This window comes from Streptomyces sp. NPDC006691 (genome assembly GCF_042869955.1).
Lineage (GTDB): Bacteria > Actinomycetota > Actinomycetes > Streptomycetales > Streptomycetaceae > Streptomyces.
Genome location: NZ_JBIAGW010000002.1, coordinates 74,467 through 98,529, shown reverse-complemented (window position 1 = coordinate 98,529; position 24,063 = coordinate 74,467). Strand labels below are relative to the sequence as shown.

Here is a 24,063-nt window from a genome sequence, read left to right as displayed (position 1 = left end):
ATGAGCCGTCACGACGGCTCCCGGCTGATACACATGGCGTTTTCCCCCGAAAATCTCCCATGAATGCTCCCCTCCTGCGGATGTGGCCGAATGCAAGTGGACGAATGCACAGGGGCGAAGAACTCCGCGCCGGGGTCGAACCCCCTTGCGGCTGAACGGAGTTGCCGATGCCCCGCACTCGATCTTCCTTGACGCTAGGCCGCGCCGAGGCACATGGGGCACTACATGGGTGCACAGTCCGGCAGGGGGGTGAGGTGAATCCTGCACAGCCGGTCGATCTTTGTTCCGGCTGGTGAAACAGCGGGCGCGGACCCCCACCGACGGCCGCGCCGACAACCGATACCTCCGCTAGCACAGGGGCGGGAGTTCCGGAGTCCCGGTGGCGATGGCCAGGGCGAGGACGACGGCGTGCGCACCCGCCAGGCCCCGGGTGAGATCGCGCTGGACCAACGTCTCGGCCCGGCGGAGGCGTTTGCGTACGGTCATCGGGGCGACACCGAGAACGGCCGCCGTCTCGTCGACGTTGAGGTTGCACTCCACCCAGACGCGAACCGTGTCCACCAGACCGCGAGGGTCGTCGTGGAGGGGCTTGAGCAGGCTCCGGGCCCAGGCGTGGGCCGCCGGGCAGCGCAGGATCGCGGCGAGCGAGTCCCCGGGGAGCGGCGGCACGGGCGCGGGGTTCCAGGAGTGGAGCAGGGACAGGGCCAGCTGGAGAACCGCCCTGACCCGTACGTCCTTGAGGTCGAGGGGCTCCGGGCCGCGACCGAGAATCTCGGCGACGCGTGCGGCGCGCGCCGCCACGGTATTGCGGTGGGCGCCCAGGATGCGGGCGGCCTCGGTGTGGGAGAACTCCAGGGTCATACGGACCGTGGTGATCAGCTCGTCCCTGGTGGCGTACGGGATGTCCAGCAGCGGCCCCAGCACCCGCTCCGCCCAGCGGTGCGCGCCCTCGCCCAGCAGGGGCGCGAGCTGCGGTGAACCGTCGAACATGCCGACCCGTTCGAAGCCGTGCCGTACGGCGGTCAAGGCGTTCGACGCCTCGCCGTAGCCTTCCGCCACCTCGGCGAGCGGATGCGGGCGGCTGCCGCCCATGGCGAGGTCCGGCAGCGCCGCCACCCGGTCCCGCAGGATCTGCGCCACGCCGTCGGGCGCCTGCTCGGGGTCGTGCAGGGGATCGACGACGATGATGTCGTCGTCGCGCGCCGGACACCGCACCAGCAGGGCCCGGTCCTCCAGGGCCGACTCCAGCAGGGACGCGGTCCGGTCGCGCTCCGTCGGCGGGCCCGAGATGACGTAGACGCGGGCCTTCTCGGTCTGCAACATGCCGGGGGCCAAGCCCTCCAACACGCGTTGCGCCAGAGCGACCTGACCACCCATCAGCATGTGGAACACGCCCAGCCGCACCTCGCGGGCGCTGTCGCCGATCCGCTGCGCCTGCTGCGCGTCGGGCACCAGGGCCAGCAGTTTGGCGGTGTGCTCCACCAACATCCTCGACGCCTCGTCGAACGAGGTACCGGCCACCACCACCAGCGCCCCGGCAGAGGCCTCTCGCCCGACCGGGACCCGCATCACGTGGAGGCCGTTGCGCAGGTGCGCCCCGCGGGCCGTGTCCCCGCTTCGGGCGGCCTCCCGGGCCGTGTACCGGTAGGCGCTCGGCACCTCACCCGGACTCTCCGACCACCTGCCCCGGCCCCCCTCCCCGGCCTCCGCCTCCATGAACAGGGCATACGCGCCCAGGGCGTCGGCCAGGCCGGCCACCAGACGGCACTGGACACCCGGCTGCCCGAGGCGGCCCGGGAGCCGGCCGAGGAAGCCGGAAATGCGGTCCACCCGCCGCTTCGCCTGCCTCTGCCAGCTGCGGGCCAGGTCCCGGTCCACGACGGGCCACTCGGCGGCGCCCGCACCGGTCACCAGCAGGGGCAGCGCGAGGCGCCGTGCCGCCTGCCGGACGGCGACCGGTACGTCGGACCCCGAATCGCCCTGGACCGCCATGGCCAGACCTGCGGCCCGCTGCTCCTTCAGCCCGCGCAGCAACCGGTCGGCACGCGCCATGGTCAGGTCCCGCATCGGCTCCGCCGGCGTGATCACCAGACAGTCGGCGAGGTCCGTCCCGTCGCCGGCGGGAAGCCGGGCGGTGAAGTGCACCCCCACGACGCCGCGGTCGCCGTGGGCCAGTCGATTCGCCGGATCGGCGAAGTCCATTGCGAGGTGGGGCAGTTCCACCAAATGGCGCAGCGTTGACATCTTCGTTCCCCCGTCCGTCCCAACCCCCCGGCCGCGCTCCCGCATCGGCACAAGCCGCAAAGGCCGTTACGGGTGCCCCGTACGCCGGGCTCGGCCCTTCTCGGTCGGTCCGGGTACATCGGGCAGGGCTGCCGCGGGCATGTACGAGACTCCAATGCCGTGGGAAATCAGCTGACTTGCCCGGCCGGCGACGTGCTCTGCTTTCGAAGCGGAGGAACTCGTCCCGGCGACGGCCACCTTGGCCACGATCGTGCTATGGCCCCTCCCTGGTGTCAACGATCGTTTTCAGCAGACGAACGATCATTGAAAGGGGGCGGAGACGGGTCACCCGGGAAGCCGGAGCCCTGAATACCGGCACGTTCATCCCGCATTGCGCCCTCCTTCCCGTCCACCCGGAGTTGGAGGTCACGGCCGATAAGCAGCGGTGAATACCGTGGCGGCCGGCAACTTGGCGATGAACGATCGTTGTTTCGCCTGATACCGCCCGTAGCATGCTCGACACCAGCCCGGCCGTCCGCGTACCCCCGGAACTTTCAACTGAGCCGGGCGCTGCTGCCCGTCCTCCGTGCTGCGGTCCGGGCCGGACGGGACCGTACGCGCCGTCACCCCGCTGGAGGCGGCCCTGTCCGGCTGCGGCGACGTCCGGGGCATCGCTCTGCACCAGGCGCACGGCCTGCCGCAGGAACGCTGGAACGTGCTGACCGCGACGCTTCAGGCCCTGTTACGACTCGACGACGAGGACGGCCCGTAAGCACGGCGCCGAGGGCGATGCGGCGGCTCAGTGCCCGGCTCGTCGAGCATGCTCGGGAGAACGGCCGGTCCCCGGCCCACTCCTCACGTCCCGCTGTCACCGAGGCCGTCCCGCCGGCACAATCGTGCGCGGTGTCGGTGCGAGCCGGCCGCGTTGGCGGCGGCTGCCCCACGACCGCGTCGACGGCTCGTCAAACTGCCCTGTACACAGGTGACTTGGAGAGGTTCCGGGCGCGGTTGACACCTCACGGCGCACCCCCGCTCACGCCTCGAACCGGTAGCCCATCCCCGGCGCTGTGATCAGGTAGCGCGGATGCGCGGGGTCGGATTCGAGTTTGCGGCGGAGTTGGGCCATGTACACCCGGAGGTAGTTGCTCTGGGTGCGGTAGGTGGGACCCCACACCTCCTGGAGGAGGCGGCGCTGGGTGACCAGGGTGCCGCGGTTGCGGATCAGGACCTCCAGGAGGTGCCATTCCGTCGGGGTGAGCCGCACGTCGTGGCCGTCGCGCCGCGCCTTCTTCGCGAGGAGGTCGAGCGTGAACGCCGGGGTGGTGACGACTCCGCCGTCCGCGCTCTTGACCGCGGGGGCCATCCTGCGGGTCGCCACCCGCAGGCGGGCCAGCAGTTCGTCCATGCTGAACGGCTTGGTGATGTAGTCGTCGGCGCCCGAGTCGAGGGCCTCGACCTTCTCGTCGGACGTGGTGCGCGCCGAGACCACCAGGATCGGGGCGCGGCACCAGATCCGCAGCCGCTTCAGCACCTCGATGCCGTCCATGTCGGGCAGCCCGAGGTCGAGCAGGACCGCGTCCGGGGGCCGTACAGCGGCGAGTTGGAGGGCGGCGGCACCGTCCTGCGCCGCGTCGACCTCGTACTTGCGTGCCTTGAGGTTGATCTCCAGAGCCCGTACGAGCTGTGGTTCGTCCTCCACCACCAGCACCCGGGTCATCGGCGTGCCGCCTTTCCTGAGTGACGTAAGACGCTCACTTCTGGATGAGTTCCCTGAGCGCGATGTTGAGCTTGAGGACGTTGACGCCGGGTTCACCCATGAAGCCGAGGACGCGGCCGTCGGTGTGGTCGGCGACCAGTTTCTCGACCTTTCCGACGTCGAGGTGGTTCTTCTCGGCGACCCGGTGGACCTGGAGCTCGGCGTACGCCGGGGAGATCTGCGGGTCGAGGCCGGATCCGGATGAGGTGACCGCGTCGGCGGGGACGTCGGCCGGGTCCACCCGGTAGCCGGGCACGGAGTTGTCCTTGACGACGGCTTCCTTGGCGTCCTTGACCTGCTGGATCAGCTTCTCGTTGTCGCCCGACAGGTTGGTCGCGCCGGAGACGAGCAGCTGGTACTGCGTGTTGATGCTGTTGCTGCCGAGCCCGTTGGAGGGGCGCGGCTGGAACCACTTCAGGTCCGGCAGCGCGGCCTCGTCGGCGTTGTCCGGATCCTTCTTCGGGAGGTCGTACCGCTGCCCTATGAGCGCGGAACCGACCACCTGGCCACCGGACTTGATCTCGGACCCGTTGGCCTTGTTACTGAAGGCCGCCTGCGCGATCCCGGTCACCACGAGCGGATAGATCACTCCGCAGACGACGGTCAGGATCAGCAGGGCGCGCAAGCCGGCGCCGAGCAACCGTGCTGTGTTTCCAAGGGAGTTGTTCATGATGGGTCAGCACGCTTTCGAGAAGTTACAGCCCGGGGATGAGGGAGATGAGCAGGTCGATGATCTTGATGCCGATGAAGGGGGCGATCAGGCCGCCGAGGCCGTAGATCCCGAGGTTGCGCCGGAGCATCCGGTCGGCACTGGTCGGCTTGTAGCGCACGCCCTTCAGGGCCAGCGGCACGAGGGCGATGATGATCAGCGCGTTGAAGATCACCGCGGCGAGGATCGCGGACTCGGGGCTGTGCAGGCTCATGATGTTGAGCTTGTCGAGGCCCGGGTAGACCACCGCGAACATCGCGGGGATGATCGCGAAGTACTTCGCCACGTCGTTGGCGATCGAGAAGGTCGTCAACGCCCCGCGGGTGATGAGGAGTTGCTTGCCGATCTCGACGATCTCGATGAGCTTGGTCGGATTGGAGTCGAGGTCGACCATGTTGCCGGCCTCCTTCGCGGCCGACGTGCCGGTGTTCATCGCCACGCCGACGTCCGCCTGCGCGAGCGCCGGGGCGTCGTTGGTGCCGTCGCCGGTCATCGCGACCAGCTTGCCGCCGGCCTGCTCCCGCTTGATGAGCGCCATCTTGTCCTCGGGAGTGGCCTCCGCGAGGAAGTCGTCCACGCCCGCCTCTTCGGCGATCGCCTTCGCGGTCAGCGGGTTGTCGCCCGTGATCATGACCGTCTTGATGCCCATGCGGCGCAGTTCGTCGAACCGCTCCCTCATGCCCTCCTTGACGACGTCCTTGAGGTGGATGACACCCAGGACCCGCGCGCCGTCAGCGTCTTCCACAGCCACGAGCAGCGGCGTGCCACCAGCCTCGGAAATCCGGTCGGTGAGCGCCCGGGCGTCCTCTGCGACACTGCCGCCCTGCTCCTCGACCCATGCGACCACCGAACCGGCCGCTCCCTTGCGGACCTTGCGCCCGTCGACGTCCACGCCCGACATCCGGGTCTGGGCGGTGAAGGCCACCCATTCCGCGCCGGTCAGCTCGCCCTGGTGGCGTTCGCGCAGGCCGTACTTCTCCTTCGCGAGCACCACGATCGAGCGGCCCTCCGGAGTCTCGTCCGAGAGGGAGGAGAGCTGCGCGGCGTCCGCGACCTCGGCCTCGGTGGTGCCCCTGACCGGCACGAACTCGGATGCCTGCCGGTTGCCCAGGGTGATGGTGCCGGTCTTGTCGAGCAGCAGCGTCGACACATCGCCGGCCGCTTCGACCGCCCTGCCGGACATGGCCAGTACGTTGCGCTGCACCAGGCGGTCCATGCCCGCGATGCCGATCGCGGACAGCAGCGCGCCGATGGTGGTGGGGATCAGGCAGACCAGGAGCGCGGCCAGCACGATCATGGACTGCTCGGCCTTCGCGTACATCGCGAACGGCTGGAGGGTGACGACCGCGAGCAGGAAGACGATCGTGAGGGAGGCCAGCAGGATGTTGAGAGCGATCTCATTGGGGGTCTTCTGCCGTGCCGCGCCCTCGACCAGATTGATCATCCGGTCGATGAACGTCTCGCCCGGCTTCGTCGTGATCTTGATGACGACCCGGTCCGAGAGCACCTTGGTGCCGCCGGTCACCGCGGACCGGTCGCCCCCGGACTCGCGGATGACGGGCGCGGACTCACCCGTGATCGCCGACTCGTCGACGCTCGCGACGCCCTCGACCACATCACCGTCGCCGGGGATGATGTCGCCCGCCTCGCACACCACCAGGTCGCCGATCCTCAGCTCGGTGCCGGGGACCCGTTCCTCCGAACCACCGTTCAGACGGCGGGCGACGGTGTCCGTCTTCGCCTTGCGCAGGGTGTCCGCCTGCGCCTTGCCGCGGCCCTCGGCGACGGCCTCCGCCAGGTTGGCGAAGATGGTGGTCAGCCACAGCCAGGCGGCGATCGCCCAGCCGAACCAGTCGCCCGGATTCTTGACGGCGAGGACCGTGGTGAGCACGGATCCGATCTCCACCACGAACATGACCGGGGACTTGACCATCACACGCGGGTCGAGCTTCTTCACCGCGTCGGGGAAGGACTTGACCAGCTGCTTCGGGTCGAACATGCCGCCCCCGACCCGTCCGGCCTCGGGCCTGTGCCCGCCGGGAAGGTCGTCGTGGGGTGCGCGGGTGGGTGTCGCGGTGGACATGGAGCCGGGCTCCTCGTGCTTCTTCGTGCCGAAGGAGCCGGGCTCCTGCGACGTCTGCGTGTTCTTCGTGTTCTTCGTGTTCTTCGTGTTCTTCGTACCGGTGGTCATGACGCCAGGCCTTCCGCGAGGGGGCCGAGGGCCAGTGCCGGGAAGTAGGTCAGACCCGCGACGATCATCACGGTGCCGACCAACAGGCCGGTGAACAGAGGCTTGTTGGTGCGCAGGGTGCCGGCCGTCTCGGGGATCGGCGTCTGCTCGGCGAGCGAGCCGGCGAGCGCGAGCACGAACACCATGGGGACGAAGCGGCCGAGCAGCATGGCGAGTCCGATGCTGGTGTTGAACCACGGCGTGTTCGCGTTGAGTCCGGCGAAGGCCGAGCCGTTGTTGTTGGCGCCCGAGGTGTAGGCGTACAGGACCTCGGAGAAGCCGTGCGCGCCGGTGTTGGTCATCGAGGTCAGCGTGGACGGCATGGCCATCGCGATCGCCGTGAAGATGAGGACCAGGGCGGGGGTGACGAGGATGTAGCAGGCCGCGAACTTGATCTCGCGGGTGCCGATCTTCTTGCCCAGGTACTCGGGGGTGCGCCCCACCATCAGGCCCGCGATGAACACCGCGATGATCGCCATGATCAGCATGCCGTAGAGGCCGGATCCGGTGCCGCCGGGCGCGATCTCACCGAGCTGCATGCCGAGCATGGTGATGCCGCCGCCGAAGCCGGTGAGGGAGGAGTGGAACGCGTCCACCGCGCCCGTCGAGGTGAGGGTGGTGGCCACCGCGAAGATGGAGGAGCCGCCGATCCCGAACCGGTTCTCCTTGCCCTCCATGGCGCCGCCCGCCAGGTCGAACGCGGGGCCGCCGTGGTGGAACTCGGTCCACATCATCAGCGCGGTGAAACCGACCCAGATCGTCACCATGGTGGCGAGGATCGCGTAGCCCTGCTTGACCGAGCCGACCATCCTGCCGAACGTACGGGTCAGCGCGAACGGGATCACCAGGATGAGGAAGACCTCGAAGAGGTTGGTGAAGCCGTTGGGGTTCTCGAAGGGGTGGGCGGAGTTGGCGTTGAAGTAGCCGCCGCCGTTGGTGCCCAGCTCCTTGATGGCCTCCTGCGAGGCGACCGCTCCCCCGTTCCACTGCTGCGAGCCGCCCATGAACTGGCCCACCTCGTGGATGCCCGAGAAGTTCTGGATGGCACCGCAGGCGACCAGGACGATCGCGCCGATCACCGAGACGGGCAGCAGGATGCGGACGGTGCCGCGCACCAAGTCGGCCCAGAAATTGCCCAGTTCACCGGTACGGGACCGGGCGAAGCCGCGTACCAGCGCGACGGCGACGGCGATGCCGACGGCCGCCGACACGAAGTTCTGCACGGCGAGGCCACCGGTCTGCACGACGTGGCCCATGGTCTGCTCGCCGGAGTACGACTGCCAGTTCGTGTTGGCCACGAAGGAGGCGGCCGTGTTGAAAGCCTGGTCGGCGGGGATGGAGACGAAGCCGAGCGAGCCGGGCAGCGAGCCCTGAAGGCGCTGCATCAGATACAGGAAGAGGACGCTCACCAGGGAGAACGCGAGGACCCCGCGCAGATAGGCGGGCCAGCGCATCTCGGTGGTGGGGTTGGCGCCGATGGCCTTGTAGATCCACTTCTCGACGCGCAGGTGCTTGTCGGAGGAGTACACCCGGGCCATGTAGTCGCCGAGGGGACGGTAGGCCAGGCCCAACGCCACGGCCAGGGCGGCGAATTGGAGCACGCCGGCTACGACAGGAGACATGGTGGGACTCAGAACCTCTCCGGGTACACAAGGGCGAGGACGAGATAACCCAGCAGGGCGACGGCCACGATCAGGCCGACGATGTTCTCGGCAGTCACAGCTTTGCCACCCCCTTGGCGATGAGCGCCACCAGCGCGAAGACCGCGAGCGTGGTGACGACGAAGGCCAGATCGGCCATCGTGGACTCCTCAGAGAGGCCTCAGAGAGGCTCGAAACGAACGGACACCCCGAGGAAACCTCCTCATCAGGCACATTCAGCCCCCGTTGACGTCCCTCTTACGGCCCGCGGTGACTCCTTGACGGGTCCCATACGCGGGGCCGCCTCCGGTGAGGGCGCGCGGTGCGGGTGGGGAGTGCCCGGGCGGGCTGGGGCTGGGGCCTGGGCCTGAGACTGGGGGCCGGCCGCGGAAGCTCCGGCCGGGGGCGCGGTAGGGGTGCGGCGGGGCCGGGGGCGCGGGGCCCCGATGTCGCTACGTGCCCGGGCGGTGCGCGTGGCGACACGGCTGATGTGGGCCCAATCGAGGGTGGCACGGCCGGTACGGGCAACCACGGTCGGCGGAGGGGCGGGGCGGCGCTGCCGGTACCGGGATCCACGGCTCGGCGGGGTGGCACGGCCGGTATCGGAACCCGCAGCTCGACGGTGGGGTACGGGCGGGGTGGCACGGCCGGTGCGGACACGGCTCGCGCGGGGTCAACTCCCTTACGGGCGTCAACTTCCGTCGTGGGTAAGGGAGTTGACGCCGGGGCGACCGGTCGTGCCGGTCGCCCCGGGTGGGTCAGGCGGCGCGGCGGACCCGGGCGGCCTTGCGGGCCTCGGACAGCTCGCGGGATTCGCCGGCGCGGCGCGAGTTCCCGGTGCGGGCCGCCGACTGGCCGCGGGCGGTGCCGCGGCCCCGGAAGGGTGCCTGGCCGCGCTGCTTGGGGCGGTCGGCGGGGGCCGGCGCGGGGCCGACGGGGATGCCGGAGGGGGCCTGGGCGCCGGTGATCCGGCTCAGTTCCGCCTCGCCGGAGTGGACCTGGGTGATGGTCGGGGTGATCCCGGCGGCCATCATCAGGCGGCTCATCTCGCGGCGCTGGTTGGGCGTGACGAGGGTGACGACGCTGCCGGACTCGCCGGCGCGGGCGGTGCGGCCACCGCGGTGCAGGTAGTCCTTGTGGTCGGTCGGCGGGTCGACGTTGACCACCAGGTCGAGGTTGTCGACGTGGATACCGCGCGCCGCCACGTTCGTGGCGACCAGCACGGACACATCACCGGTCTTGAACTGGGCAAGGGTGCGGGTGCGCTGGGGCTGCGACTTCCCGCCGTGCAGCGCCGCCGCCCGCACCCCGCTCTGGAGCAGGTGCTTGGTGAGCTGGTCCACCGCGTGCTTGGTGTCCAGGAACATGATCACGCGGCCGTCCCGGGCCGCGATCTCCGTGGTCGTGGCGTACTTGTCGGCGCTCTGCACATGCAGCACGTGGTGCTCCATCGTGGTCACCGCGCCCGCCGACGGGTCCACCGAGTGCACGACCGGGTCGCTCAGGTAACGGCGCACCAGCAGGTCCACGTTGCGGTCCAGGGTCGCCGAGAACAGCATCCGCTGCCCGCCCGGGCGCACCTGGTCGAGGAGCTCGGTGACCTGCGGCATGAAGCCCATGTCGGCCATCTGGTCCGCCTCGTCCAGAACGGTGATGTCGACCTGGTCCAGACGGCAGTCCCGGCGCTCGATCAAGTCCTTGAGCCGGCCCGGCGTCGCCACCACGACCTCCGCACCCGAACGCAGCGCACCCGCCTGCCGCCCGATCGACATGCCACCCACCACCGTCGCCAGCCGCAGCCGCAAGGCACGGGCATAAGGGGTCAGCGCATCGGTGACCTGCTGGGCCAGCTCACGCGTCGGCACCAGGATCAGCGCGAGGGGCTTCTTGGAGTCGGCGCGGCGGCCCGCGGTGCGGGCCAGGAGGGCGAGCCCGAAGGCGAGGGTCTTGCCGGAGCCGGTACGGCCACGGCCGAGCACGTCACGGCCCGCCAGCGAGTTCGGCAGGGTGGCCGACTGGATCGGGAAGGGCTCGTTCATGCCGAGGCTCGCGAGGAGTTCGAGCACCTCGGCGGGGAGCGGGAGGTCGGCGAAGCTCGCGACGGGCGGCAGCGCCGGGGTCACGGTGACGGGGAGGGCGAACTCACCCTGCGGTGCGGCGGGCCTGCGGCCGCCGCCGGAGCGGTTCGGACCCTGGGGCCGGAAGCGTGCGCCTCGGTCGGCGCCGCCCTTGCGAGCGGCGGAGTAGCGGTCGTTCGTGCGAGCTGAACGGTTCAAGGAGAACCTTCCTCGATATGGCACGTACCGAGGAACGCCCGGCGAATTCGATCAGCCGGGGCATCGCAAGAACGAGCCGAAAACAGAAGTTGAATTCCGATCCGGCCGCACGGGGGCGCGGAAATTCCCCGCCCGATGTCGGAATGCCGGGCAGCCGCCGCCTGGTGGGGCGGGCGGGCCGGATCAGGACAGCGGGCTGATGCCTCCCCGGCCGGGGCCGTGGCGGTTCGTCCGCTGCGTGGCGGGACCCGGACGGCGCCCGGCGTCCCGCGGGCCGTGAAAAATCCGTCACGGGGTGACGGTGGCCCGATGGAACAGCAACGGGCTGGGGCCCGCACCCCAAGGTGCGAGCCCCAGCCGCGTGCAGAAAACGCTTCAGCGTCAGGCAGGCGTGATGTTCTCGGCCTGCGGGCCCTTCTGGCCCTGCGTGACGTCGAAGTTCACCTTCTGGCCTTCCTGAAGCTCACGGAAGCCCTGGGCGGCGATGTTCGAGTAGTGGGCGAACACGTCCGGACCGCCACCCTCCTGCTCAATGAAGCCGAAGCCCTTTTCCGCGTTGAACCACTTCACGGTGCCAGTAGCCATGTCATATCTCCTTCGGGGCAATGCCCGGGGGTCCGCACTGTGCTGACCCCGTCGTTACCGCGATGATTGCCCCGTCCGGAAAACACCGGAAATACAAAAGCGCCCGACGGCATAAAACCATCAAGGCACTTGAAGTCTTTGGGAACCACAACTGCAACTGGGGTCAACAGTAGCACGGATCTGACAAGACGGCACGGCAAATACTACTATTTCGCGCGCGTCGCCAGGACGAGCCGCCGTACTTTCGGCAAATTTCCGAGGCCGCGCGCATGGATATCTCTTCCGCGCCACGGGTTGCTAGCGTCGCCGCGTGGGTCCTACGCGCGGTTTCGACAGCACTGGCGCCCCGCTCCGGGCCGACGGTGGCAGCCCTCCCCCGGCCCGGGCGGTAGGGGTGCTGCGGGCGGGTTCGGCGGCCCTGGTGCTCGGAGTGGCGCTGCCCGCCCATCTGGCCGCCGGGTCCGAGGCCGGTGCCGCCTGGCGGCCCGGCGCCGCCCTCGCGCTCGCCGTGGTGCAGGCGGCGGTCCTGTGGTGGGCGGTGCGGCGCCCCGGGGTGGTACTCGCCGTGAGCGCGCTGCTCGGGTCCGCGATGTGGCTGCTCTTCCCGGCGCTGAGCCTGACCGGAGCGCTGCTCGGGGCCCAGCTCGCGCTGTGCGTCCTGTCCGCGCTGCGCCCGGTGCGCACGTCCCGGTGGGGGCTGCTCGGGATGCTCGCGCTCGCCCCGCTCGCCTTCGCGGGCGGCGGGACGCTGTCCCTCGTCACGCAGGTCCTTGCCGCGACGCTGGCCTGGACGGCGGGTCAGTGGCGCAGGTCCCAGCAGCAGCGGCTCGCCGCCGAGACACGGCGGGCGGTGGCCGAGGAGCGGGCCAGGATCGCCCGGGAGGTGCACGACGTGGTGGCGCACACCGTGTCCGTGATGGTGATCCAGGCGGGCGCCGCCGAGGACGTGTTCGACGCCGATCCTGAGCAGGCGAGACGGGCACTGCGGGCCATCGACGACGCGGGCCGCTCCGCGCTCGGGGAGCTGCGGCTGCTGCTGCGGGCCGAAGCCGGCGAGGAGGGCGGCGCGGGCGATGACGGGCGGCGGCCGCCGCGCGGGCTCGCGGATGTGGCCGAGCTGGCCGCGGGCGCACGGGCCGCCGGCCTGGCCGTCGAACTGTGCGAGGAGGGCCGGGGCCCGACACCGCCCGCCGCCGTGGACCTCGCGGGCTACCGGATCGTGCAGGAGGCGCTGACGAACACGTTGCGGCACGCGGGAGCGAGCCGGGTGCGGGTGTCGGTGTGCCGTGACGAGCGTTCGGTCCGTATCGAGGTGAGCGACAACGGCCGCCCCGCAACCCGGAGTTGGCGCTCCGGTGGCTCGGGGCGGGGGCTCGCGGGGATGCGGGAGCGGGCCGAGCTGCTCGGCGGGACGCTGGCCGCGGGCCCGGGGGCCGACGGGGGGTTCGAGGTGCGCGCGGTGCTGCCGATAAGGTACGCGTCGTGACGATCCGGGTGGTGGTGGCCGACGACCAGGCGCTGGTGCGCGGCGGTTTCCGTCTGATCATCGACGCGCGGGACGATCTGGAAGTGGTCGGCGAGGCGGCCGACGGGCAGCACGCGGTGCGCCTGGTCGGCGAGTTGGGGCCGGACGTCGTCCTGATGGATGTGCGGATGCCGGTCATGGACGGCATCGAGGCGACGCGGGCCATCGTCGCCTCCGGCAGTGCGACCCGGGTCCTGGTGGTCACCACCTTCGACCTCGACGAGCACGTACTGACGGCACTGCGGGCCGGGGCCAGTGGCTTCCTGCTCAAGGACATCCGGCCCGCCGAGCTCGCCGAAGCCGTGCGGGTGGTGGCGCGCGGGGACGCGCTGCTCGCGCCGACCGTGACCCGCCGCATGCTGGACCGGTTCGCGCACACCACCACGCCTCCGGCGCCCGCGGCCCTCGCCGGTCTCACGCCGCGCGAACGCGAGGTGCTCACGCTGATCGGGCAGGCCCTTTCCAACACCGAGATCGCCCGTCGACTGCATCTGTCGGAGGCGACGGTCAAGACCCATGTCTCGGCGGTCCTGCGGAAGTTGGGGCTGCGCGACCGGGTGCAGGCGGTGGTCGCCGCGTACGACCACGGGCTCGTCGAGCCGCGCCGCGGCTGAGACACGGCCCGCACCCCGTCCCCCTCCCCCTTCTCATCCCGCGGGATGAGAAGGCCGCCCCCTCATCCCGTGGTCGGGGTGCGGTTCGGTCCGCCGGGTGGATCCCCCGCGAGGGGCGGGCCGCCTAGCGTCGGTGCCATGACCGACACCCTGTACGGCCGGATGTATCTCGCGGCCTACGACACCGACGCCGGGGCCCTGTACGACCGCACCCGCGCCGGGTTCCTGCTGCGCGCCGCCCCGCTCGCGGAACTGGCCTGCCTGGGCCGGCTCGCCGACACCTCGGGCGAGGTGACGGTGACGGACCCCGACAGCACCGGCGACCCCGTGCTCGACCTCGTCCTGTCCCGCGTCGGAGCGCACCGGCGCACCTGGAAGGCGTGGGTGCGCGGCGACCGCACGGAGACGCTGAACGCGGTCGAGGACCGGCTCACCGCACTCGGCCTGATCACCGTCGAGGAGCGGGCCGCCTTCGCACGTCCGGCCCGGCGCGAGGTGGCGGTGCGGGACGCGGCGGCCGTACGGGCCCTTCAGGCGCGGCTCACCGCGCTACTGCGGGGCGCGGGGCCCGTCGAGGCGTACGACGCCGTGGTCCTGGCGCTCGCCGCGGCGGGCCGGGTGCGGCACCTCGTCCCGTCGGCGGACGCCCGCGCCCACCGGGGCCGCCTCGACGCGATGACCGGGCGGCTCGACACGCTCGCGCCGGGCCTCGGCCGCGCGGTGCGGGGCCTCGGCACCACGCTCGTCGCGGCGCAGGGCGGAATGGGGGGTGGCTGAGGTGCGGTGGTTCGCCGCGGCCGTCGCGAGCGCCGTGGCCGTGCTGGTCCCCTCGGCCGTGGTGTCCTCGGCGTCCGGCGTGCCGGCGTCCGTCGCGTCGACGTCGGCTTCATCGTCGGTACCCGTGTCGGCGTCCTCGGTGGTGCGGACCCTGGCCGGGGCGGTACGCGGTTCGGTGCGTGAGGGGTACCGGGTCTTCGAGGGCGTCCCGTACGCCGCCCCGCCCGTCGGCGCGCTGCGCTGGGCCCCGCCCCGACCGGCCGCCCCGTGGCGTGGGGTCCGTGCTGCCACGCGGCCCGCGTCCGCCTGCGCGCAGCCGGCCGGTGAGGTGCCGGGCGGCAGCATCAGCGAGGACTGTCTGTACCTGAATGTGACCGCCCCTTCCGACGCGACGCCGAGCCGCCCGCGGCCGGTGGTCGTGTGGCTGCACGGCGGCGGCTTCACCTCCGGTGCCGGAAGCTCCTACGACGCGCACCGGATGGCGGTGCGGGGCGATGTCGTCGTGGTCACCGTCAACTACCGCCTCGGTGCGCTCGGGTTCCTCGGCCGCGCGGGGCTGCCCGGCTCGGGCACCTTCGGCCTCGCCGACCAGCAGGCGGCGCTGCGTTACGTACAGCGGAACATCGGGGCGTTCGGCGGGGACGGGCAGAACGTGACGCTCGCCGGGGAGTCGGCCGGAGCGTATGCGGTCTGCGCGCAGCTCGCCTCGCCCTCGGCGGCCGGGCTCTTCCAGCGGGCGATCATGGAGAGCGGCCCCTGCACCGGCGGTCCGGCGCGCCCCTTCGCCCCCTATGCCGTGGATCCGTCGTCGGCGGAGACGGCCGGGGCGAAGCTCGCCGGCGCGGTCGGCTGCGCGCGGCGGGCGGATGTGCTCGGCTGTCTGCGCCGGGTGCCGACGGCCCGCTTGCTCGCGGCGCAGGGCGCGGACGCGCAGCCCGAGTACGGCACCGCGCTGCTGCCGCGCGATCCGGCCGAAGCGGTCGCCTCGGGACGGGTGGCGCGGGTGCCGGTGCTCATGGGGGCCAACCACGACGAGGGGACCATCTGGGCGGCCGGCATCATGGCGGCGGGCACCTCCGTCACTCCGGCCAACTGGCCAGCTGTGGTAGGGGAGTTCGTGCCCGATCCGGCGCGGGCCGCGGAGGTCGTGGCGGCGTATCCGGTGCACGGAACGGATGGCGGGCCGGTGTTCGGCGCGGTCATCGGGGACGCGGACTACGCCTGCCCCGCGCTGCGCACGGGGTCACTGCTCGCGGCGCGTCAGCCGGTGTGGCGGTACGAGTTCGCCGATCCGGAGCCGCCGCGCCCGACGCCCGCTCCCCCGCCGTTCCCGCTGGGCGCGACCCACACCACCGAGCTGCCGTACCTGTTCGATCTGGGCGGCCGGACCAGGGATATGACGGAGGGTCAGCATCGGCTGGCGGACACGATGATCGGGTACTGGACGCGGTTCGCCCGCACCGGGGACCCGGGCGGCCCCGGGGCGCCACGCTGGACGCGCGCACAGGTGCAGGGCCTGGCGCCGGACCGTACGGGCCCGGTACGGCCGGGCGGGGTCCACCACTGCGGTCTGTGGGCGACGATGCCGTGAGCGGCGCGATGCCGCGGAAGGCGTCAGAGGGCCGGGAAGCTGAAGGTGTAGCCCTCCTTGGCGAGCCACGGCAGCAGCTCCTTCAGCGCCTCGACCGTCTGGCCGCGGGAGCCGCCGCCGTCGTGGAAGAGCACAATCGGGCCGTTCTTGAGCTCCCGCTTCACCGTGTTGACGATCGTCGCGGTGCCGGGCTGCTTCCAGTCCTTGGTGTCGACGTTCCAGCCGAGCGGGCGCATCCCGTGGCCGGCCGCGATGTGCCGGTTGTCGGGCGTGAAGGCGCCGCCGGGTGCGCGGAAGTACTGGACCTTGGCACCGCCGGCCGCCTCCTCGATCATCTTCTGGGCGTCGAGGATCTCGGTGCTCTGGTAGGCGACGGGCTTCTTGTTCATGGCCTCGTCGTGGCTGACCGTGTGGTCGCAGAGCCGGTGGCCGTCCGCGACGACCTTTTTGACCATGGCGGGGTCGGCCTTGGCCTGGGGGCCGATCATGCAGAAGGTCGCCTTCACGCCGTACTGCTTGAGGACGGCGAGGATCCTCGGCGTCCAGACCGGACTCGGGCCGTCGTCGATGGTGATCGAGACGGACTTCCCGCCGCTCTCGGTGGCGTGGTCGATCGTCTCCGATATCCCGCCGGAGCCGGGGGGCCCGGCCGCGCCCGTGGCGTCGGCGGAGCCGTCCGAGCCGTCCGGCGCGCTGTCGTCGCCGCCCGGGCCCGAGGGCTGGGCGGGGCCGGAGGGCCGTCCGCCGGGCTTGTCGTCGGACGTGCCGGGAGCGTGGGACTTGGCGGAGGAGTGCGCGAGGGCCGGGCCGGGACCGTCGGCGGAGGTGTCGCTGCCGAGGAACACCGCGGCGGCGACGCCGCCCGTCAGGACCACGGCCGTAGCCGTGGCCATCGCGATGCGGCGTGTGTGGGCAGTCGGTCGCGCCATGGTTTCCCCATCCCCTCGGTACGTGCCGGTACGGCAGCGGAGCTTCACCAGTCGGCCACGATCGCACGATCGCGCTGGAATCCCGAAATGTGAATTCTCCGGCCGGGTATCGACAGAAAATACCCGAATCCCGACAACTTCCTTGACATTCACTGGGGTTGACGCGGCATCAGTGCTACGAGAGGTTCGGTGCGGGCGCCGCGCGGCGGGACTTTGGTCCCTAACGCGCAGGCAAAGACCCCGCCAAGGGGGCGTCCGGTTCCCGCTCCGAGCAGGGAGTTCACCGCGGGACGTTCGTCCCGGCCCCGCCCGCACGGCTACGAGAGCCTCGTCACTCCCACCCCGCGGATCCCCCCGCTCGCCCCCCGGCGGATCAGAACTCGTCGACGGTGTGCGGCAGTTCCGTGGTGCGCAGCGCCGTGTCCAGCGCCTCGGCCGCGCCCGGGGTGTGTTCCGTCACCAGGCCCGCGAGCACCAGTCGGCGCACCTCGGTGCCGCCGAGGTAGCAGGCCGCCAGATCGCGCACGTCGAGAGCGAGGTCGGGCGCGGCCGAGGTCGGCTCGTAGGTGCAGCCGTGCGGGGACGCGGCCAGGCGGAAGCGGCCGGCGTTGGCCGGAACGCGGTCGTCGGTGACCTCCAGGACGAGAAAGGCCTCGGCCGCCCAGGAGCGGGCGGTGAGCGCGGCGCCGACGTCCACCAGGCGGATCCACAGCGCGGGGAACTCGGCGACGGCCCGCACCTGGTCCCGGTCCGTCGCGAACAGGAGCAGCGGGTCGTCCGGCGCCAGGCCCCAGGCGCGGACGGTGCCGGTGAGGTCGATGCCGGCCAGGTAGTTCCACAGCGCGGCCTCGCCCGCGGGGGTGTCGGCCTCCAGTTCGGCGACCTGGACGGTACCGGGCTTGGCCGGGTCGTCCTCGCGCCGGGTGCGGTAGACCGCGTAACCGGCGAGCGGCTCACCGGCGCCGCCGAGGCCCACCACGCGGGGCGGACCGAGTTCCTCGTCGTCCTCGTCGGTCTCGGGCAGCCACTCGCCGCGCCAGCGCTCCGCGTCGCGCGCGACGCGCCCGGCCCGGCGGGTGCGGGTCGCCTCGTAGTAGGGGCCGAGTTCGGCGGGCGCGTCGGCGGGGTCGATCAGGCGCAGGGGGCGCGGGTCGGGAGCGATGCGCAGGTCGAGCGGGCGGGTCGAGTTGATCTCGACGGTGGTGCCGTGGGTGCCCGCGCCGAATCCGAAGCGGCCGTAGATGGCGGCCTCCGACGCCCACAGGGCGGCGATGGGGCGGCCGTGCGCGGCGCAGCGGCGGAACACCTCGGCGATCATGCCGGAGAGCACGCCGCGGCGGCGGTGCGTGGGCGCGACGGAGACGAACGTGAGCCCGGGGCAAGGGAGTTCACCGCCGGGCACGGAGAGCGTGAAGCGGTGGGCGACGAGGAAGCCGACGAGCGCGTCGCCGTCGTACGCGCCCACCCGGTCGCAGCGCAGCACCATCGCGCGGTGGTACTCGCGCTTCTCCTTCTCGTCGGGCCGGTCGTGGAAGACGAGCCACCAGAGCTCCAGGGCGCGGTCGACGTCGGACTCGGGCACGTCGCGGAACTCCAGCTCGCTCATGCGGCGACCCTAACCCGGCCGAAACGGGCAGTCACCCGCATATCGCCCGGGTCGGGGACGGGGGCCCCGGGCGCCGTTGGAGCCGTTGGAGCCGTTGGAGCCGTTGGAGCCGTTGGAGCCGTTGGAGGCTAGGCGACCGAGCCGATGCGGCCGACCTTGCCCGAGCCGTCGTGGTGGATCGGGGTGTGGGCGCCGGTCAGGGCGACCCCGCTGCCGCCGCGCCGGTTGGCGACGATCTCCGCGGCGATGGACAGGGCCGTCTCCTCGGGCGTACGCGCGCCGAGGTCGAGGCCGATCGGGGAGCGCAGGCGGTTCAGTTCGAGCTCGGTGACGCCCACGTCGCGCAGTCGCTTGTTGCGGTCCAGGTGGGTGCGGCGCGAGCCCATCGCACCGATGTAGGCGACCGGGAGCTTCAGCGCGGTCTCCAGGAGCGGGATGTCGAACTTGGCGTCGTGGGTCAGGACGCACAGCACCGTACGGGAGTCGGTGTCGGTGCGCTGGAGGTACTTGTGCGGCCACTCCACGACGATCTCGTCCGCCTCGGGGAAGCGGGTCCTCGTCGCGAAGACGGGCCGGGCGTCGCACACCGTGACGTGGTAGCCCAGGAACTTGCCGACCCGGACCAGGGCGGCGGCGAAGTCGATGGCGCCGAAGACGATCATTCGGGGGGCGGGCACGCTCGACTCGACGAGCACGGTGAGCGGCTGGCCGCACAGGCGGCCGTCGGCGCCGAGGGAGAGCGTGGCGGTGCGGCCCGCGTCGAGGAGGGCGGTGGCCTCGTCGGCCACGGCCCGGTCCAGCTCGGGGTGTCCGCCGAGAACGCCCTCGTAGCGTCCGTCGGGGTGGACGAGCAGGGCGCGGCCCATCAGCTCGGCCGGCCCGTCGGTGACCCGGGCGACCGCGGCGGCCTCGCCGCGGGCTGCGGTGGCCAGGGCGGCGGCGAACACCTTGCGGGCGGGAGCGTCCGCACCGACCGGGGTCACCAGTATGTCGATGACGCCGCCGCAGGTCAGGCCTACCGCGAAGGCGTCCTCGTCGCTGTATCCGAAGCGTTCGAGGACGGTCTCGCCGTCTTCGAGCGCCTGCTGACAGAGTTCGTAGACGGCGCCCTCCACACATCCGCCGGAGACCGAACCGATCGCCGTGCCGTCGCTGTCGACGGCGAGGGCGGCTCCCGGCTGCCGGGGCGCGCTGCCGCCGACGGCCACCACCGTGGCCACGGCGAACTCGCGTCCCTGCTCGACCCACCGGTTCAGCTCTTCGGCGATGTCCAGCATTTCGGTCTCCTTACGACGTGTGGAGGGCGTCGGCGGCGCGGCCGCTACTTGACGCCTAGCCAGTTCTCAATGGGATGGAGGGCGAAGTAGATGGTGAAGACGGCGGTGAGGGCCCACATGAACCCGCCGATCTCCCGCCACTTGCCCTGTGCTGCCTTGATCACGGTGTAGGCGACTACGCCCGCGCCGACACCGGCGGTGATGTTGTACGTGAACGGCATCAGCGCCACGGTGAGGAACACCGGGATGGAGACGGACCGGTCGCTCCAGTCCACGTGCTTGGCGGCGCTCATCATCATCGAGCCGATGACGACCAGGGCGGCGGAGGCGACCTGGGCCGGGACCAGCTGGGTGACCGGGGTGAAGAAGAGGCACGCGGCGAAGAAGAGGCCGGTGACGACCGAGGAGAGGCCGGTACGGGCGCCTTCACCCGCGCCGGAGGCGGACTCGATGAACACGGTCTGGCCGGAGGCGCCGGAGACGCCGCCGATCGCACCGCCCGCACCGTCGATGAACAGCGCCTTGGACAGGCCCGGCATGCGGCCCTTGTCGTCGGCGAGCTTGGCCTCCTGGCCGACGCCGATGATGGTGGCCATCGCGTCGAAGAAGCCGGCGAGCACCAGGGTGAAGACGATCATGCCGACGCTGATGGCGCCGAGGGAACCCCAGCCGCCGAACTCGACGTGGCCGAAGAGGCCGAAGTCGGGTGAGGAGACCGCACTGCCCTTGAGGCCGGGGGCGGCGCCGCCCCAGTCCGCGTCGGTCAGGCCGGCCGCCTTGGTGACCACGAAGGACAGGACGCTGCCCGAGACGATGCCGATCAGGATCGCGCCGGGCACCTTGCGGGCCTGGAGGGCGAAGATCAGCAGCAGGGTGATCGCGAAGAAGAAGACGGGCCAGCCGACGAGCTGGCCGGTCAGACCGAGGGTGACGGGCGGTCCGTTCTCGGGTCCCTTGCCCACGAAACCGGCCTTCACCAGGCCGAGCAGGGCGACGAACATGCCGATGCCCATGGTGATCGCGTGCTTGAGCGCCAGCGGGATGGCGTTCATGATCATTTCCCGGAGGCCGGTGACGACCAGGAGCATGATCACGACGCCGTACATGACGCACATGCCCATGGCCTGCGGCCAGGTCATGTTGGGGACCACCTGCGTGGTCAGGGCCGCGGAGACGTTCAGGCCGGCGGCCAGCGCGAGCGGGACCTTGCCGATGAAGCCCATCAGCAGGGTGCTGACCGCGGCCGCGAGTGCGGTGGCGGTGACCAGGCCGGCGTGACCCAGTACGTGCTTGTCGACATCGGGCGTCGAGAGGATCAGCGGGTTGAGCAGGAGGATGTAGCACATCGCCATGAAGGTGGTGATGCCGCCGCGCACTTCCTGCGCGAACGTCGATCCTCGCTCGGATATGTGAAAGTACCGGTCGAGCCAAGACCTGCCGGCGGGGGGACGGGAGCCGGAGCCCGCGTCCTCGGCGGTGGTCTTCGGCTCCACAGACTGCTGGGTCATGGTGCCTACTCCCAAGGTTCACAGGGGCACCCGCATAAGACTTGAGTCCTCAGGTCAGACAAGCTGCGGGATTTGGGATGGTGCGTGGGCTGCACGACCCGGGGGACGGCCCGAGACGAACGGTGTCTGCTCCTGCCGGGGTACCGGAGGCGGTACCGCAGTGCAGATGGCTACGGGTGTTGCTGGTGTGACGGGGTTGTGCCAGTGGTGCTCGTACTACGGGTGCTGCTGGTACTGCTGCTGGTACTACGAGGACCGCGAGCGGTGCGGTACTGGTGTGCTCCGGGCGGTGCGGGCATCGGAAGTGTGACGTTCCTGGGAGGCACGCACCGCCCGGAGGGCTGGTGGGGCGGGGGCCCGGGGGACGTGAGTCCCCCGGAGGGGATTCCTCTCGCCCCGACCCCCGGAGGGTCAGACGCCGGTGCCCGTGAGGTGCTCGGGGCGGACCGGGGTCTTGTTGAGCTCCAGACCGGTCGCCGCCCGGATCGCCGCGAGGACGGCCGGGGTGGACGAGAGGGTCGGGGCCTCGCCGAGACCGCGCAGACCGTACGGCGCGTTCGGGTCGGCGAGCTCCAGGACGTCGACCGGGATGGTCGGGGTGTCCAGGATCGTCGGGATCAGGTAGTCCGTGAAGGACGGGTTGCGCACCTTCGCGGTCTTCGGGTCCACGACGATCTCTTCCATCACCGCGACGCCGAGGCCCTGGGTGGTACCACCCTGGATCTGGCCGACGACGGAGAGCATGTTGAGGGCCTTGCCCACGTCCTGGGCGGTGGCCAGCTCGACGACCTTGACCAGGCCGAGCTCGGTGTCCACCTCGACCACCGCGCGGTGCGCGGCGAACGTGTACTGGACGTGGCCGTTGCCCTGGCCGGTGACGAGGTCGAAGGCCTGGGTCGGACGGTGCCGGAACTCCAGCTCCTCGTCGATCGCCTCGCCCTCCAGGACGTCCGCCAGGTCGGCGAGGACCTCGCCGCCGTCGGTGACGACCTTGCCGCCTTCGAGCAGCAGCTCGGCGGTGGCCCAGGCGGGGTGGTAGGAGCCGAACTTGCGGCGGCCGAGCTCCAGGGCCTTGGCGCGGACGGCCTCGCAGGTGTTCTTCACCGCGCCGCCGGTCATGTACGTCTGCCGGGAGGCGGACGTGGAACCGGCGGAGCCGACCTGGGTGTCGGCCGGGTGGATGGTCACCTGCGTGACACCCAGCTCCGTACGGGCGATCTGGGCGTGCACGGTGACACCGCCCTGACCGACCTCCGCCATGGCCGTGTGGACCATCGCGACGGGCTCGCCGTTGATGACCTCCAGACGGACCCGGGCGGTGGAGTAGTCGTCGAAGCCCTCGGAGAAGCCGACGTTCTTGATGCCGACCGCGTAGCCGATGCCGCGGACGACGCCCTCGCCGTGCGTGGTGTTGGACAGACCGCCGGGCAGGGCGCGGACGTCCGCCTCCTCGCCGGCCGCCAGCCACTGCTGCTCGGGCGGCAGCGGGCGGGCCTTGACCCGGCGGAGCAGCTCGGCGACCGGGGCCGGGGAGTCCACGACCTGGCCCGTCGGCATGATCGTGCCCTGCTCCATGGCGTTGAGCTGGCGGAACTCGACCGGGTCCATGCCCAGCTTCGCCGCGAGCTTGTCCATCTGGGCCTCGTAGGCGAAGCAGGCCTGGACCGCGCCGAAGCCGCGCATCGCGCCACAGGGCGGGTTGTTCGAGTAGAGCGCGATCGCCTCGATGTCGACGTCGTCGATGACGTACGGGCCGACGGAGAGCGAGGAGGCGTTGCCGACGACGGCCGGGGAGGCCGAGGCGTAGGCGCCGCCGTCCAGGACGATCTTGCACTTCATGTGCGTGATCTTGCCGTCCTTGGTGGCGCCGTGCTCGTAGTAGAGCTTCGCCGGGTGACGGTGCACATGGCCGAAGAAGGACTCGAACCGGTTGTAGACGATCTTGACCGGCTTGCCCGTGCGCAGCGCCAGGAGGCAGGCGTGGATCTGCATCGAGATGTCCTCGCGGCCGCCGAAGGCACCGCCGACGCCGGAGAGCGTCATGCGTACCTTCTCCGGCGGCAGGCCGAGGACCGGGGCGATCTGCTGGAGGTCGGAGTGCAGCCACTGGGTGGCGACGTACAGATCGACGCCGCCGTCCTCGGCGGGCACCGCGAGACCGGACTCCGGCCCGAGGAAGGCCTGGTCCTGCATGCCGAAGGTGTACTCGCCCTCGACGATCACGTCGGCGCGCTTGCGCGCCTCCTCCACGTTGCCGCGGATGATCGGCTGGCGGTGCACGATGTTGGGGTGCGGGACGTGACCGGAGTGGTGGTCGTCGCGGCCCTCGTGGATCAGCGGCGCGTCCGGGGCGAGGGCCGAGGCCTCGTCCGTGACGAGCGGCAGCTCCTTGTAGTCGATCTTGATCTTGGCGGCCGCGCGGCGGGCGGTCTCCGGGTGGTCGGCGGCCACGAGGGCGACCGGCTCGCCGTGGTGGCGGACCCGGCCGTTGGCCAGGACGGGGGTGTCCTGGATTTCGAGGCCGTAGTTCTTCATCTTGGCCGGCAGGTCGTCGTAGGTGAGCACGGCGTACACGCCGGGCATCGCGACGGCCTCGGAGATGTCGATGTTCTCGATCAGGGCGTGGGCCACGGTGGAGCGCAGCGTCTGGCCCCACAGCATGTCCTCGTGCCACATGTCCGAGGAGTACGCGAACTCACCGGTCACCTTGAGGGTGCCGTCGGGCCGCAGCGTCGACTCGCCGATGCCGCCCTTGGTGTGGTTCTGGGTGACGTTGGTGGGCGTACCGGCGGGAGTGGTGCGGGTGTTCTGCGCCAT

At 71.2% G+C, this 24,063-nt stretch carries 18 protein-coding genes; 5 read left to right on the top strand and 13 right to left on the bottom strand.

Annotated features, from left to right (window positions below; translation table 11 throughout):
- Nucleotides 1-348: 348 nt before the first annotated feature.
- On the bottom strand, nucleotides 349-2,244 hold the full coding sequence (locus tag ACFYNP_RS03965; protein ID WP_388782371.1) for a helix-turn-helix domain-containing protein: 1,896 nt from the start codon (nucleotides 2,242-2,244) through the stop codon (nucleotides 349-351).
- 565 nt (nucleotides 2,245-2,809) lie between these two features.
- Between ACFYNP_RS03965 and ACFYNP_RS03960 the strand changes: the two genes are divergently transcribed.
- Nucleotides 2,810-2,995, top strand: coding sequence for a hypothetical protein (locus tag ACFYNP_RS03960; RefSeq protein WP_388782368.1), 186 nt, complete (start codon nucleotides 2,810-2,812; stop codon nucleotides 2,993-2,995).
- 261 nt (nucleotides 2,996-3,256) lie between these two features.
- Here the strand turns inward: ACFYNP_RS03960 and ACFYNP_RS03955 are convergent, their stop codons facing one another.
- From ACFYNP_RS03955 to ACFYNP_RS03925, 7 genes are all read right to left on the bottom strand, one after another.
- Complete coding sequence (locus ACFYNP_RS03955; protein ID WP_388403467.1) at nucleotides 3,257-3,940, bottom strand: response regulator; 684 nt, start codon at nucleotides 3,938-3,940, stop codon at nucleotides 3,257-3,259.
- A gap of 34 nt (nucleotides 3,941-3,974) precedes the next feature.
- Nucleotides 3,975-4,649, bottom strand: a complete 675-nt coding sequence (locus ACFYNP_RS03950) for a potassium-transporting ATPase subunit C (RefSeq protein ID WP_388403464.1) — start codon at nucleotides 4,647-4,649, stop codon at nucleotides 3,975-3,977.
- Nucleotides 4,650-4,674: 25 nt separating this feature from the next.
- Entirely contained in the window at nucleotides 4,675-6,771 is a 2,097-nt protein-coding gene (kdpB, locus tag ACFYNP_RS03945; protein ID WP_388405155.1) for a potassium-transporting ATPase subunit KdpB, read from the bottom strand.
- Between the two features lie 104 nt (nucleotides 6,772-6,875).
- Nucleotides 6,876-8,540, bottom strand: coding sequence for a potassium-transporting ATPase subunit KdpA (gene kdpA, locus ACFYNP_RS03940; protein ID WP_388782366.1), 1,665 nt, complete (start codon nucleotides 8,538-8,540; stop codon nucleotides 6,876-6,878).
- Between the two features lie 8 nt (nucleotides 8,541-8,548).
- Nucleotides 8,549-8,638 carry a K(+)-transporting ATPase subunit F gene (gene kdpF, locus ACFYNP_RS03935; RefSeq protein WP_063801986.1) on the bottom strand — a complete coding sequence of 30 codons (90 nt, stop codon included), beginning with the start codon at nucleotides 8,636-8,638 and terminating at the stop codon, nucleotides 8,549-8,551.
- A 678-nt stretch (nucleotides 8,639-9,316) separates the two neighbouring features.
- The gene (locus ACFYNP_RS03930; protein ID WP_388782363.1) at nucleotides 9,317-10,834 is read right to left on the bottom strand and encodes a DEAD/DEAH box helicase; all 1,518 of its coding nucleotides are present in this window, start codon (nucleotides 10,832-10,834) and stop codon (nucleotides 9,317-9,319) included.
- A gap of 381 nt (nucleotides 10,835-11,215) precedes the next feature.
- The gene (locus ACFYNP_RS03925; protein ID WP_100580096.1) at nucleotides 11,216-11,419 is read right to left on the bottom strand and encodes a cold-shock protein; all 204 of its coding nucleotides are present in this window, start codon (nucleotides 11,417-11,419) and stop codon (nucleotides 11,216-11,218) included.
- A 310-nt stretch (nucleotides 11,420-11,729) separates the two neighbouring features.
- Here ACFYNP_RS03925 and ACFYNP_RS03920 point away from each other — a divergent pair, with 310 nt between their 5' ends.
- The 4 genes from ACFYNP_RS03920 to ACFYNP_RS03905 all read left to right on the top strand — a co-directional run bounded on the left by ACFYNP_RS03920 (nucleotide 11,730) and on the right by ACFYNP_RS03905 (nucleotide 15,926).
- Nucleotides 11,730-12,905, top strand: a complete 1,176-nt coding sequence (locus tag ACFYNP_RS03920) for a sensor histidine kinase (RefSeq protein ID WP_388782360.1) — start codon at nucleotides 11,730-11,732, stop codon at nucleotides 12,903-12,905.
- Complete coding sequence (locus tag ACFYNP_RS03915; RefSeq protein WP_388403450.1) at nucleotides 12,902-13,558, top strand: response regulator; 657 nt, start codon at nucleotides 12,902-12,904, stop codon at nucleotides 13,556-13,558. The genes ACFYNP_RS03920 and ACFYNP_RS03915 overlap by 4 nt, the downstream gene beginning before the upstream one ends.
- A 138-nt stretch (nucleotides 13,559-13,696) precedes the next feature.
- On the top strand, nucleotides 13,697-14,335 hold the full coding sequence (locus ACFYNP_RS03910; protein ID WP_388403447.1) for a GPP34 family phosphoprotein: 639 nt from the start codon (nucleotides 13,697-13,699) through the stop codon (nucleotides 14,333-14,335).
- Nucleotides 14,328-15,926 carry a carboxylesterase/lipase family protein gene (locus tag ACFYNP_RS03905; protein WP_388782357.1) on the top strand — a complete coding sequence of 533 codons (1,599 nt, stop codon included), beginning with the start codon at nucleotides 14,328-14,330 and terminating at the stop codon, nucleotides 15,924-15,926. The genes ACFYNP_RS03910 and ACFYNP_RS03905 overlap by 8 nt, the downstream gene beginning before the upstream one ends.
- Nucleotides 15,927-15,949: 23 nt before the next feature.
- Here ACFYNP_RS03905 and ACFYNP_RS03900 read toward each other — a convergent pair whose 3' ends face one another.
- From ACFYNP_RS03900 to pucD, 5 genes are all read right to left on the bottom strand, one after another.
- Nucleotides 15,950-16,855 carry a polysaccharide deacetylase family protein gene (locus tag ACFYNP_RS03900; RefSeq protein ID WP_388782354.1) on the bottom strand — a complete coding sequence of 302 codons (906 nt, stop codon included), beginning with the start codon at nucleotides 16,853-16,855 and terminating at the stop codon, nucleotides 15,950-15,952.
- Between the two features lie 373 nt (nucleotides 16,856-17,228).
- On the bottom strand, nucleotides 17,229-18,461 hold the full coding sequence (locus tag ACFYNP_RS03895) for a GNAT family N-acetyltransferase (RefSeq protein WP_388403439.1): 1,233 nt from the start codon (nucleotides 18,459-18,461) through the stop codon (nucleotides 17,229-17,231).
- Between the two features lie 128 nt (nucleotides 18,462-18,589).
- A complete protein-coding gene (locus ACFYNP_RS03890; protein WP_388782351.1) occupies nucleotides 18,590-19,738 on the bottom strand; it encodes an XdhC family protein in 1,149 nt (382 codons plus the stop codon).
- Nucleotides 19,739-19,782: 44 nt separating this feature from the next.
- On the bottom strand, nucleotides 19,783-21,246 hold the full coding sequence (locus tag ACFYNP_RS03885) for an NCS2 family permease (RefSeq protein WP_388403434.1): 1,464 nt from the start codon (nucleotides 21,244-21,246) through the stop codon (nucleotides 19,783-19,785).
- A gap of 411 nt (nucleotides 21,247-21,657) precedes the next feature.
- Entirely contained in the window at nucleotides 21,658-24,063 is a 2,406-nt protein-coding gene (gene pucD, locus ACFYNP_RS03880) for a xanthine dehydrogenase subunit D (RefSeq protein WP_388403432.1), read from the bottom strand.

Excerpts from the sequence above, each read along its gene's own strand:
- ACFYNP_RS03965 (WP_388782371.1), bottom strand. The coding sequence starts at position 2,244 with ATGTCAACGCTGCGCCATTTGGTGGAACTGCCCCACCTCGCAATGGAC.
- ACFYNP_RS03955 (WP_388403467.1), bottom strand. The coding sequence starts at position 3,940 with ATGACCCGGGTGCTGGTGGTGGAGGACGAACCACAGCTCGTACGGGCT.
- ACFYNP_RS03950 (WP_388403464.1), bottom strand. The coding sequence starts at position 4,649 with ATGAACAACTCCCTTGGAAACACAGCACGGTTGCTCGGCGCCGGCTTG.
- kdpB (WP_388405155.1), bottom strand. The coding sequence starts at position 6,771 with ATGTCCACCGCGACACCCACCCGCGCACCCCACGACGACCTTCCCGGC.
- kdpA (WP_388782366.1), bottom strand. The coding sequence starts at position 8,540 with ATGTCTCCTGTCGTAGCCGGCGTGCTCCAATTCGCCGCCCTGGCCGTG.
- ACFYNP_RS03925 (WP_100580096.1), bottom strand. The coding sequence starts at position 11,419 with ATGGCTACTGGCACCGTGAAGTGGTTCAACGCGGAAAAGGGCTTCGGC.
- ACFYNP_RS03910 (WP_388403447.1), top strand. The coding sequence starts at position 13,697 with ATGACCGACACCCTGTACGGCCGGATGTATCTCGCGGCCTACGACACC.
- ACFYNP_RS03900 (WP_388782354.1), bottom strand. The coding sequence starts at position 16,855 with ATGGCGCGACCGACTGCCCACACACGCCGCATCGCGATGGCCACGGCT.
- ACFYNP_RS03895 (WP_388403439.1), bottom strand. The coding sequence starts at position 18,461 with ATGAGCGAGCTGGAGTTCCGCGACGTGCCCGAGTCCGACGTCGACCGC.
- ACFYNP_RS03890 (WP_388782351.1), bottom strand. The coding sequence starts at position 19,738 with ATGCTGGACATCGCCGAAGAGCTGAACCGGTGGGTCGAGCAGGGACGC.
- ACFYNP_RS03885 (WP_388403434.1), bottom strand. The coding sequence starts at position 21,246 with ATGACCCAGCAGTCTGTGGAGCCGAAGACCACCGCCGAGGACGCGGGC.
- pucD (WP_388403432.1), bottom strand. The coding sequence starts at position 24,063 with ATGGCGCAGAACACCCGCACCACTCCCGCCGGTACGCCCACCAACGTC.